The 11076-nt window shown below is 71.6% G+C and carries 9 protein-coding genes; 4 read left to right on the top strand and 5 right to left on the bottom strand.

Annotated features, from left to right (window positions below; genetic code table 11):
• Positions 1-103: 103 nt before the first annotated feature.
• Positions 104-940, bottom strand: a complete 837-nt coding sequence (locus OG595_RS07520) for a response regulator transcription factor (RefSeq protein WP_329269227.1) — start codon at positions 938-940, stop codon at positions 104-106.
• 161 nt (positions 941-1101) lie between these two features.
• Between OG595_RS07520 and OG595_RS07515 the strand changes: the two genes are divergently transcribed.
• Positions 1102-2772 carry an AMP-binding protein gene (locus tag OG595_RS07515; RefSeq protein WP_329269224.1) on the top strand — a complete coding sequence of 557 codons (1671 nt, stop codon included), beginning with the start codon at positions 1102-1104 and terminating at the stop codon, positions 2770-2772.
• A 5-nt stretch (positions 2773-2777) separates the two neighbouring features.
• The gene (locus OG595_RS07510) at positions 2778-4364 is read left to right on the top strand and encodes an AMP-binding protein (RefSeq protein WP_329282719.1); all 1587 of its coding nucleotides are present in this window, start codon (positions 2778-2780) and stop codon (positions 4362-4364) included.
• Between the two features lie 16 nt (positions 4365-4380).
• On the opposite strand, the gene OG595_RS07505 is transcribed toward OG595_RS07510, so the two are convergent.
• Positions 4381-4887 carry a GNAT family N-acetyltransferase gene (locus OG595_RS07505; protein ID WP_329269223.1) on the bottom strand — a complete coding sequence of 169 codons (507 nt, stop codon included), beginning with the start codon at positions 4885-4887 and terminating at the stop codon, positions 4381-4383.
• 77 nt (positions 4888-4964) lie between these two features.
• A complete protein-coding gene (locus OG595_RS07500; RefSeq protein ID WP_329269221.1) occupies positions 4965-5714 on the bottom strand; it encodes a hypothetical protein in 750 nt (249 codons plus the stop codon).
• 211 nt (positions 5715-5925) lie between these two features.
• Between OG595_RS07500 and gcl the strand changes: the two genes are divergently transcribed.
• Positions 5926-7710, top strand: coding sequence for a glyoxylate carboligase (gene gcl, locus OG595_RS07495; protein WP_329269218.1), 1785 nt, complete (start codon positions 5926-5928; stop codon positions 7708-7710).
• 300 nt (positions 7711-8010) lie between these two features.
• Here gcl and OG595_RS07490 read toward each other — a convergent pair whose 3' ends face one another.
• A complete protein-coding gene (locus OG595_RS07490; RefSeq protein ID WP_329269216.1) occupies positions 8011-8901 on the bottom strand; it encodes a 2-hydroxy-3-oxopropionate reductase in 891 nt (296 codons plus the stop codon).
• 54 nt (positions 8902-8955) lie between these two features.
• Positions 8956-9795, bottom strand: coding sequence for a TIM barrel protein (locus OG595_RS07485; RefSeq protein ID WP_329269213.1), 840 nt, complete (start codon positions 9793-9795; stop codon positions 8956-8958).
• 200 nt (positions 9796-9995) lie between these two features.
• On the opposite strand from OG595_RS07485, the gene OG595_RS07480 reads away from it, so the two are divergent.
• Positions 9996-10970 carry a hypothetical protein gene (locus OG595_RS07480; protein ID WP_329269211.1) on the top strand — a complete coding sequence of 325 codons (975 nt, stop codon included), beginning with the start codon at positions 9996-9998 and terminating at the stop codon, positions 10968-10970.
• Positions 10971-11076: the final 106 nt, after the last annotated feature.

The following is an 11076-nucleotide window of genomic DNA, read 5'->3' as shown; positions in this document are numbered from 1 at the left end:
ATAACAGGACGGTTGAGGTATCGGAAAATTCAAGTCACATGTGAATGAATATGACGTATGCGTGTGCGGAGCGTGACGACGGGATCCCCAGGGAGCCACGGCCTCAGGGCAGCAGTCCGGCCCGCCGCGCCGCCACGACCGCCTCCCCGCGCGAGTGGGCGTCCAGCCTGCGCATCGCCGAGCGCAGATAGCCCTTCACGGTCTCCGGGCGCAGCCCCAGCCGCTCCGCGGCGACCGCGTTGGACGCCCCCGAGGCGACACACGCCAGGACGTCCAGCTCACGCGGCGCGAGTGCGGCCTCGCCCTCGGGCCGCCCGGCGGTCAGCAGCCCGCACGCGTCGAGCAGTGCGCCCCGCAGCTCCGGATCGGTGATCCGCGGCGCCAGCGCACGCAACGCCGCGTGCGCCTCCCGCACCTGCTCCCACGCCCCGTCGCGAGGCCCCCCGGTGGCGGCGGGCTCCGGCCGCACCGCAGCCAGCAGTTCCCGCGCCTGGTCCCGTACGACGAGCGCCTGCTCCACGTCCCGGGCCGCATCGACCACCGTGCCGATCGTGCGGTCACCCAGGGACTGGGCGCTGCGCAGGGCGCCGTACAGCACTCCGCGCACCCGGCGCCGTACGACGACCGGGACCGCCACCACGGAGCGCAGGCCCTCGGCGGCGACCGGGATGTCGTACTCGTGGCTGATCACCCGGGAGACGGAGTAGTCGGTCACCGCGCACGGACGGGCCAGGGCCACCGCCCTGCCGCCCAGGCCGTTGCCCGCGGTCACCGCAAGCGCGCGCAACGACTGGGTGGCGGTGCCGCTCAGTTCGCTGATGCGCACGTGCCGGCGCCCCGGTTCCACCAGCCCGCCGAAGGCGACCGGCAGTCCGGTCGCCCGCCGCAGCCGGGCCAGCGCCCGTCGCACCTCAGCCGCCTCGGCCGTGTCTGCTGCCACGTCTTCGCCCCTTCGTCGCGGCCCGCTCGTGGTGTGTTCGCAAGTCGTTGCCCGGTCCTGCGTGGCACTCACCCCCGTTCGGGGGTAGTGAGACCTGCGTCACGGATTACACGATGACAGAGTGCCGCCGGGCAATGGTCCGGGACCGAGGAGGACGACAGATGACGACGGTGACCGAGAGCTTCCGCGAGGCGCGGGACTTCCTGCTGGCCCACCGCGAGGACTACGCCACCGCGTACGAGGGTTTCAGCTGGCCGCGCCCCGAGCGTTTCAACTGGGCCCTCGACTGGTTCGACGTCATCGCGGACGGGAACGACCGCACCGCCCTGCACATCGTCGAGGAGGACGGCTCCGAGGCCAGGGTGTCCTTCGCCGGGATGTCCGCCCGCTCCAACCGGGTCGCCAACTGGCTGCGCGGGCTCGGGATCCGCCCCGAGGACCGTGTCCTCGTCATGCTCGGCAACCAGACCGAGCTGTGGGAGACCGCCCTCGCCGCGATGAAGCTCGGCGCCGTCGTCATCCCCGCCACCCCGCTGCTCGGCCCCGCCGACCTGCGCGACCGGGTGGAGCGCGGCCGGGTCGCCCATGTCCTGGTCCGCGCCGAGGACACCGGCAAGTTCGACGAGGTGCCCGGCCGCTACACCCGGATCGCGGTGGGCGGCGCCCCCGAGGGCTGGCAACCGTACGAGGACGCGTACGACGCCCCCGCGGAGTTCACGCCGGACGGGCCGACCCACTCCGACGACCCCCTGATGCTCTACTTCACCTCGGGCACGACCGCCCGCCCCAAACTCGTCGAGCACACCCACGCGTCGTACCCCATCGGGCACCTGGCGACCATGTACTGGATCGGGCTCAGGCCCGGCGACGTGCATCTCAACATCTCCTCGCCCGGCTGGGCCAAGCACGCCTGGTCCAACCTCTTCGCGCCCTGGAACGCCGAGGCGACCGTCTTCATCCACAACTACACGCGCTTCGACCCGGCCCGGCTGATGGCGGAGATGGACCGCGCGGGCGTCACCTCCTTCTGCGCGCCACCGACCGTCTGGCGCATGCTCATCCAGGCCGACCTGACCCAGCTGCGCACCCCGCCGCGCGAGGTCGTGGCCGCCGGCGAGCCGCTCAACCCCGAGGTCATCGAACAGGTGCGGCGCTTCTGGGGTGTCACGATCCGGGACGGCTTCGGTCAGACGGAGACCGCCGTCCAGGTCTCCAACAGCCCCGGCCAGCCGCTGAAGACGGGCTCCATGGGCCGGCCGAGCCCCGGCTACCGGGTCGTCCTCCTCGACCCGGTCTCGGGCGAACCGGGCGCGACCGAGGGCGAGATCGCGCTCGACCTCTCCACCCGCCCGGTCGGTGTGATGACCGGCTACCACGGTGACGCCGACCTCACTGCGGAGGCGATGGCCGGCGGCTTCTACCGCACCGGGGACATCGGTTCGCGCGACGCGGACGGCTACATCACCTACGTCGGCCGGTCCGACGACGTCTTCAAGGCCTCCGACTACAAGATCTCCCCCTTCGAGCTGGAGAGCGCGCTGCTGGAGCACGAGGCGGTGGCGGAGGCCGCCGTGGTCCCCGCGCCGGACGAACTGCGCCTGGCCGTACCGAAGGCGTACGTCGTGCTCGCGGCGGGCTGGGAGCCGGGACCCGACACCGCGAAGGTGCTGTTCGAGCACAGCCGCGAGGTCCTCGCCCCCTACAAGCGCCTGCGCCGCCTGGAGTTCGCCGACCTGCCCAAGACCGTGTCCGGCAAGATCCGCCGCATCGAACTGCGCGAGGCGACCGCGGCCGGCTCGGCGAACGAGTACCGCGAGGAGGACTTCCGGTGACTTCGATGACTTCCTACGCCCACGGGACCAGCGACACCGCGCTGCTGGGAGACACGATCGGCGCCGACCTGGACCGGGCCGTCGCGAGGTGGCCCGACCGCGAGGCGCTGGTCGACGTGCCCTCGGGCCGACGCTGGACGTACGCCCAATTCGCGGCGGACGTCGACGAGTTGGCGTACGCGCTGATCGCGAGCGGGATCGCCGTGGGCGACCGGGTGGGCATCTGGGCGGTCAACTGCCCCGAGTGGGTGCTGGTCCAGTACGCGACCGCGCGGATCGGCGCGGTCATGGTGAACATCAACCCTGCCTACCGCACCCACGAGGTCGAGTACGTCCTCAAACAGGCCGGGGTCTCGCTGCTCTTCGCCTCCGTCAGCCACAGGGCGAGCGACTACCGGGCGATGGTCGGGGAAGTCCGGGGCAGGTGCCCGGAGTTGCGGGAGGCCGTGTTCATCGGGGACCCGGGCTGGGACGCGCTGCTCACGCGCGGCACCCCGGTGCCGTTCCCGGAGCTGTCCTGCGACGACCCGATCAACATCCAGTACACCTCGGGCACGACCGGCTTCCCCAAGGGGGCCACGCTCTCCCACCACAACATCCTCAACAACGGTTATTTCGTCGGGGAATTGATCGCCTACACCGAGCAGGACCGGATCTGCGTCCCGGTGCCCTTCTACCACTGCTTCGGCATGGTGATGGGCAACCTCGCGGCCACCTCGCACGGCGCGTGCGTCGTGATCCCCGCCCCGTCCTTCGACCCGGCGGCGACCCTGCGGGCGGTGGCCCAGGAGCGCTGCACCTCGCTGTACGGCGTACCGACCATGTTCATCGCGGAGCTGAACCTCCCCGACTTCGCGACGTACGACCTGTCGTCCCTGCGCACCGGCATCATGGCGGGCTCGCCCTGCCCGGTCGAGGTGATGAAACGGGTGGTCGCCGAGATGCACATGGCCGAGGTGTCCATCGCCTACGGCATGACGGAGACCTCCCCGGTGTCGCTCCAGACCCGCCGGGACGACGACCTGGAACACCGCACGGGCACGGTCGGCCGGGTCCTCCCGCACATCGAGGTCAAGGTCGTCGACCCGGCGACCGGAGTGACCCGACCGCGAGGCGGTGCGGGGGAGTTGTGCACCCGCGGCTACAGCGTGATGCTCGGCTACTGGCAGGAGCCCGAGAAGACCGCCGAGTCGGTCGACGCCGGCCGCTGGATGCACACCGGCGACCTCGCGGTGATGCGTGAGGACGGCTACGTCGAGATCGTCGGCCGCATCAAGGACATGATCATCCGGGGTGGCGAGAACATCTACCCGCGCGAGATCGAGGAGTTCCTGTACGGCCATCCGAAGATCGCCGACGTCCAGGTGGTCGGGGTGCCGCACGAGCGCTACGGCGAGGAGGTCCTCGCCTGTGTCATCCCGCACGAGGGCACCGAACCGCTCACCCTCGCCGAACTGCGGGCCTTCTGCGAGGGGCGGTTGGCCCACTACAAGATCCCGAGCCGGCTTCAGGTGCTGGACGCCTTCCCGATGACGGTGTCGGGGAAGGTGCGGAAGGTGGAGCTGCGGGAGCGGTACGCCCAGGAGACGTGACCGTGGCGGGCGCCGGTCAGGGCCTGCGCATACAGACGCGGGGCCAGCGGTCGAGGCCGTGCCCGGCCTCGAGCGCGCGGATCTTCCGCAGCCCCGGGGTGAGTTCGGCCTCGTCGAGGGCGCGAAAGCCCAGCCGGGCGTAGTAGGGCGCGTTCCACGGGACCTCGGTGAACGTCGTCAGGGTGAGGTGGGTCAGGCCTTCCTCCTGGGCGCGGTCGTCGGCGTACGCGAGGAGCGCCCGGCCGATGCGGCGGTGCGCGAAGTCGGGGTGGACGGAGACCTGTTCGATGTGGAGGGCGCCGTCCACCGGTTCGGCGATCAGGTAGGCCAGGGGGCGGTCCTCGCCGGTGGCGGCGGCGACCCAGGCGCGTCCCGCGCGCCGGTACGGCTCCAGCAGGTCCAGGGCGGGCGGCTCGTCGTCCGCGATCTCCGCCATCCCCAGCCGGCGGTAGGGGGAGCCGGCGGCGCGTTCGACGGCGCGCAGGGCGGGGAGTTCGGCGGCGGTCGCCGGGCGGATGCGCATCCGCCGAGTATCCGGCGGGGGCACGCTCGGGGCACCCGGATATCCGGTCGGCGGAAGGCTGTCGGGGCCCGGGGGCCTCAGACCCCGGTGGCGTCCAGGTCGTCGGCCGGGCTGTTGACCGGCTGCGGGGTACCGGTGAGGTCGAGGACGAACAGGGGGACGCCGAGGTTCTCGGCGCCGGCGCGGGCCTCGTCCTCGTACCCGGCGAGGGAGAAGTAGACGCAGTCCGAGGACTCCGTCATGGCCGTCAGCCACAGGCACTCGATGTCCCGCAGGGACGCCGGGCTCACCGTGGGGTCGACCTGTGCCAGGACTCCGCGGGCGGCGAGCCCCACGCCGGACGGGGGCCGCTGGTCCGCGCGGCGGATGTCCTGGTAGCCGAGCCAGCGCAGGTAGAGGGCGGCGGCGGTGACGGCGTCGCGTGCGGTGCGGATGGTGACGGGCTGGAAGGCGCGCCGGGGGCGGGCGGAGGGGCGGGGGGCGCGAAGGGTGCCGGGGAGTTTGGCGGCGCCGGGCGGGGGCTGGGCGTCCTTCGTCCGTGGACCTGCCGGCCGGGTGTCCGGGACCGGCCGTGTCACCGGGATGCGCAGCACCGTGCCGCAGGGGCAGCCCAGTTCGGGGTGCGGCCACTGGTCCCCGCGACCGCAGGCCGTGCAGCACACGGTGACCCACTGCTCGTCCCAGACGCGGTGGGTGACGGCCGTGGCGGTCGCCCGCGGGTCGAGCGACGGTCTGACCGGCGCCCCGCACGCGCACGGATAGGACGGTGCCGAGTACAGATGCTCGCGCAGGCAGGCCGGGCATCGCACAGGCATGCTCTCGGCCATGGCCAACTCCACTACGTGACGTCGGGGTCAGAGCCCCATCGTGCTCCACGGAACCCCCGCTTGTCCGTCTCTTGACTGCCTTCGCGAGCCCACTTAGATTGTTTCCAGATAGCAGAAAACAAATTCCACGATGTGGAAAAAAATATCAAGGTCACGGAAGCTTTCTCTCTCCGCGGGGCGCGACGGGAGCACGAATCCGAGGAGTTGCTCTATGGCTCGTATGACCGCTGCCCGCGCGGCAGTCGAGATCCTCAAGCGGGAGGGCGTCACGCACGCGTTCGGTGTTCCCGGCGCGGCGATCAACCCCTTCTACGCGGCGCTCCGGGCCGCCGGCGGGATCAACCACACGCTCGCCCGCCACGTCGAGGGCGCCTCGCACATGGCCGAGGGCTACACGCGCACCCACCCCGGCAACATCGGTGTCTGCGTGGGCACTTCGGGCCCGGCCGGCACCGACATGATCACGGGGCTGTACTCCGCGACCGGCGACTCGATCCCGATCCTCTGCATCACCGGCCAGGCGCCCACCGCGGTGATCCACAAGGAGGACTTCCAGGCCGTCGACATCGCCTCCATCGCACGGCCGGTCACGAAGATGGCCACCACGGTGCTGGAGGCGGCCCAGGTCCCCGGCGTCCTCCAGCAGGCCTTCCACCTGATGCGGTCGGGCCGCCCCGGGCCGGTACTGGTCGACCTGCCGGTCGACGTCCAGCAGACGGAGATCGAGTTCGACCCGGAGACCTACGCACCGCTGCCCGTCTACAAGCCGGCCGCGACCCGCGCCCAGATCGAGAAGGCGCTCACCCTGCTGAACGCCTCGCACCGGCCGCTGATCGTGGCGGGCGGCGGCATCATCAACGCCGACGCGGCCGAACTCCTCGTCGAATTCGCCGAGTTGACGGGCATCCCGGTCGTCCCCACCCTCATGGGCTGGGGCACGCTGCCGGACGACCACGACCTGAACGCCGGCATGGTCGGCCTCCAGACCTCGCACCGCTACGGCAACGCGACCTTCCTGGAGTCCGACTTCGTCCTCGGCATCGGCAACCGCTGGGCCAACCGCCACACCGGCAGGCTCGACGTCTACACGGCCGGCCGCACCTTCGTCCACGTCGACATCGAGCCCACCCAGATCGGCCGCATCTTCGCCCCCGACTACGGCATCGCCTCCGATGCGAAGGCCGCGCTGGAGCTCTTCATCACGGTGGCGAGGGAGTTGAAGGAAGCGGGCGGCCTCCCGGACCGCTCCGAGTGGGCGGCGGCGACCCAGGAACGCAGGGCCCGCCTCCAGCGGCGTACGCACTTCGACGACATCCCGATCAAGCCGCAGCGCGTGTACGAGGAGATGAACAGGGCCTTCGGCCCCGAGACGCGGTACGTGACGACGATCGGCCTCTCCCAGATCGCCGGCGCCCAGCTGCTGCACGTCCAGCGGCCCCGGCACTGGATCAACTGCGGCCAGGCGGGCCCCCTCGGCTGGACGATCCCGGCCGCCCTGGGCGTCGCCGTCGCCGACCCGGAGGCGTCCGTGGTCGCCCTCTCCGGCGACTACGACTTCCAGTTCATGATCGAGGAGCTGGCCGTGGGCGCCCAGCACCGCATCCCGTACGTCCACGTCCTGGTGAACAACTCCTACCTCGGCCTGATCCGGCAGGCGCAGCGGGCCTTCGACATCGACTTCCAGGTCAACCTGGAGTTCGAGAACCTCAACTCGCCCGAGCTGGGGGCCTACGGCGTCGACCACGTCAAGGTCGCCGAGGGCCTCGGCTGCAAGGCGATCCGCGTGACGGACCCCGCCGAACTGGCCACCGCCTTCGAGCGGGCCAGGAAGCTCGCGGCGCAGCACCGGGTCCCGGTGATCGTCGAAGCGATCCTGGAACGCGTCACGAACATCTCCATGTCGACGACCAACGACATAGGGAACGTGGTGGAGTTCGAGGAGATCGCGACCGAGCCCGGCCATGCGCCGACGTCGGTCAGGACGCTCAGGACCTGACGCCCGGGGCATCCCGCGGGAGCCTGGGGCGCCGAGGGCGATGCGGGCGGTGAGAGAAGGAAAGGAGGGAGGGGGTGCCCGTGGGCACCCCCTCCTTGTTTCCCCCGTTGTTCCCCCGTGCGTTGTTCCCGTTGTTCCCCCGTGCTGACATCAATGTGCCCGAAACCGGGGGTGGTTGCAGCCCCCGGGGCCGAGTTCAGAGCTGGATTTGAGGTTTCCGGGCGGCGCCGACGCCTGGGCGCGACAGGACAGTTGTCGGCGGTGGCGCCGCCCGGAAGATCGAAGCAGGGAACGGGGGCGTCAGACCTCGGCGCCCGACAGGCGTTCCACGCCCCGCAGCAGGGCCGAGTGGTCCAGGCCGCCGTCCCCCTGCGCCCGCAGGGACGCGACGAGTTGGGCGACCACCGCGCCGACGGGCAGCGCGGCGCCGACCGTGCGGGCCGCCTCCGTCACGATGCCCATGTCCTTGTGGTGGAGGTCGACACGGAAACCCGGCGCGAAGTCGCGGTTCAGGAAGTTGTCCCTCTTGCGCGCCAGCACGGTCGAGCCGGCCAGCCCGCCGCCCAGCACCTCGAGCGCCGCCGTCAGGTCCACGCCCGACTTCTCCAGGAAGACCACGGCCTCCGCGCACGCCTCGATGTTCACGGCGACGATCAGCTGGTTCGCGGCCTTCACCGTCTGGCCGGAGCCGTGCGGACCGCACAGCACGACGGTCCTGCCGAGCGCCTCGAAGAGCGGCCTCGCGCTGTCGAAGTCGGCCTGTTCGCCGCCGGCCATGATGGACAGCACGGCCTCGACGGCGCCCGCCTCGCCGCCCGACACGGGCGCGTCCAGCACCCGGACGCCCTTCTCGGCCGCCGCCTTCGCCAGGTCCACCGACGTTTGCGGGGTGATCGACGACATGTCGATGAGCAGGGCGCCGGGCCGCACGTTCGCCAGGATGCCCCCGGGGCCGTACGCGACGGCCTCGACCTGTGGTGACGCGGGCACCATCGTGATCACGACGTCGGCGTCGCACACGGCGTCGGCGATCGAACCGGCCGCGGTGCCGCCGGCGGCGACGAGGCGGTCGAGCTTGTCCTGTTCCAGGGTGAAGCCGGTGACGTCGTAACCCGCCTTGATCAGGTTCTCGGACATGGGGGAGCCCATGATGCCGAGGCCTATCCAGGCGACCTTGGGGAGATCGGTCATGACGGGGCGCCTCTCTGCTGCTGTGGTGCTCGGTGAGGACGGGGCGGGGCGGTGTCAGGGGGCGGGGCGCGCTTCGCGCGGCAGCCAGTCGAACGCCTCGGCGCCGGGCCGGTCGCCCGGCTTGTACTCCAGACCCACCCAGCCCTCGTAACCGGCCTTGCCCAGCCGGTCGAGGTGGTCCGCGAGGGGGAGCGTGCCGGTGCCGGGGGCGCCGCGGCCGGGGTTGTCGGCGATCTGGACGTGGCCCGTCCTCGCGGCGAACCGGTCGATCACCGCGGGGAGGTCCTCGCCGTTCATGGACAGGTGGTAGAGGTCCATCAGGAAGCGGGCGTTGTCGAGGCCGGTCGCCAGGTTGACCCGGTCGACGATCTCCACGGCGGCGGGGGCGCTCACCAGCGGGTACCGGGGTGACTCCGGCCCGTTGAGCGCCTCGACGAGGAGGATCGCCCCGATGCGATGCGCGGCGCGGGCCGCCGGCACCAGGTTCTCCAGGGCCAGCGCGTCCTGCTCCGCCGGGTCCACGCCCTCGATCCGGTTGCCGTACAGCGCGTTGAGCGCGCCGCAGCCGAGCGACTCGGCCAGACCCGCGGCCACCTCGATGTTGGCGCGGAACCGCTCCGACTCCGCCCCGGGCACGGACAGGGCGCCCCGGTCCGGGCCCGGCAGCTGTCCGGCGTAGAAGTTCAGGCCGGTGAGGCGGACGCCCGCGTCCTTGATCGCGGCCCGCAGGGAGTCCAGCTCGGACCGGGCCGGGGTGGGGGAGTCGGGCCACGGCCACCACAGCTCGACCGCGGTGAATCCGGCGGCCCGGGCCGCCGCCGGGCGCTCCAGGAGCGGGAGTTCCGTGAAGAGGATCGACAGGTTGACGGTGAACCGCTGCTCTGGGAATCCCATGGCCGTCGGCGCCTCCCCTTAATTCCGTATGGTGGAAGTAATTTTCTGTCTGATGGAAGACTGCCGTCGGGTCTCAGGGCTTGTCAAGAGGGCTCTCCCAAGTGGCGGGGTGGGAAGAGGGCGGTTACACAGGGTTCAACGTTCATATGAGCGGGGCGCACGTCTCCCGTGCGTCAGTGCACTGAAGTTGTGAGGCAAACATGGCCGTCGAGCCATTCCCCGCCTGCCCGGAGAACCCCGGAACAGGCGAAACCCGTACCGCGACCCGCATACGCACGGACGACCTGGTGCGCACCGTGGTCGTCGCCAGACCCCTGGACGATGTCGTCCAGCTCGTCACTCTCCTGGAGCAGTCGCCCGACGGGCTGCCGACCGCGGCGACGGTCCTGCGGGTCGCGGCGGTGGCGCGCTCCGTCGAGGACGTCTCGCGCCTCGTGGAACTGCTGGGCCCGCCGGCGTACAGCGCCGACCGGATGGACGATGCGATCCGGACGGCCGCCGAGCAGCGGCCGGTCGCCGAGGTCGGTCGCCTGGTCGCCCTTCTGCACGCGGCACCGCACTCCGCCCACGCGGAGGCCCAGGCGGTACGGGCCGCCGCCGGCAGGCCCGTCGAGGACCTCGCGCAGTTGATCGGCCGCATCGGCGACGCACAGGACCGTGACGCGGACCCCGTGGCCGCGCACACCACACCCCGGGCCGAGGCTGCGGCCGTGGCGACGGCGGCTGTGGCGGGCTCCGGCAGGCGGGACGTCCCGTGGCTCCGCCGGGCTGTCGCCGTCCTCGTCCTGCTCTGCGGCGCGGCCCACTTCCCGCTCGACTGGGTCGACGCCCCGAGGAACGGACTGGCCGCCTCGCTCGGCCTCTCCGCGCTGTGCCTGCTGGCCGGCGCGGCGCTGTGGTTCGGCCGGTCGCCGGCCGTGACCGCCGTGGCCGTGGCCGCGTCGGGCGCGTCGGCCGCCGTCCATCTGCTGGGCACGCATGTCGACTCCGAGATGCTCGCCTACGTACGGCAGGCGGGCGGAGCCGTTTCCCCGCTGCCCGCTCTGGCGGCCTGTGTCGCGACGCTCGCCGCGCTGACGGCACTGGCCGTGTCCCTCGCCCGCCGACGGCGTGCCGCCGGTGCGCACGACACCGCCCCCGACCCTGTCCTGAAGATGAACTCCCTTCGTCTGTAGGTCGGTTCAGGAACGGGGTGCCTGCTCTCCGGAGTGGGCGCGCAACCCTGCTGAATGTCGCAGGGGAGTCCGTTAGGGTCGTGTCCGAGCGGCTGGGACACAAGTG

Origin of the sequence: Streptomyces sp. NBC_01451, assembly GCF_036227485.1 — a bacterium.
GTDB lineage: Bacteria > Actinomycetota > Actinomycetes > Streptomycetales > Streptomycetaceae > Streptomyces.
This window is presented reverse-complemented; position numbering and strand designations above follow the sequence as displayed.